Annotated in this window: 1 protein-coding gene; it reads left to right on the top strand. The window is 67.7% G+C overall.

Translation table 11 applies throughout. The annotated features are described in order from the left end of the window. Positions 1 to 524, top strand: a 524-nt coding sequence (locus J8I82_RS37920) for an efflux RND transporter permease subunit (RefSeq protein ID WP_209765778.1), incomplete at both ends; no start/stop codon positions are given.

The following is a 524-nucleotide window of genomic DNA, read 5'->3' as shown; positions in this document are numbered from 1 at the left end:
CAGGAGTTGCCCGCGGGCGAGCTGCGCTCCTCGTCCACCGAGACCGTGGTGCAGATCAAGGGCCGCGTGCCCACGCCCGACGCCTTCCGCCAGATCATCGTGGCGCGCCGCGCCGGCCAGCCAGTGACGCTGGGCGAGATTGCCGACGTGCGCGACGGCCAGGAAGAACAGGAAAGCCTGGCGCTGCTCGATGGCAAGCGCGCGCTGTTCCTGTCGGTGGTGAAGGCGCAGGGCCAGAACACCGTCGATACCGTCGACGGCCTGGTGCGCATGACCGACGAGGTACGCAAGCTGGTGCCCGCCGGCGTGCAGCTCAACGTGGTCAACGACACCGCGCGCGGCATCCGCCGCAGCGTGAAGAAGGTGCGCGCCACGCTGCTGGAAGGCGCGTTCCTGACCGTGGCGATCGTGTTCCTGTTCCTGGGCTCGTGGCGCAGCACGGTAATTACCGGCCTGACGCTGCCGATCGCGCTGATCGGCACCTTCGGCGTGATGTATATGTGCGGCTTCACCCTCAACGTGAT

This window comes from Cupriavidus consociatus, assembly GCF_017814975.1.
GTDB lineage: Bacteria > Pseudomonadota > Gammaproteobacteria > Burkholderiales > Burkholderiaceae > Cupriavidus > Cupriavidus consociatus.
This window is presented reverse-complemented; position numbering and strand designations above follow the sequence as displayed.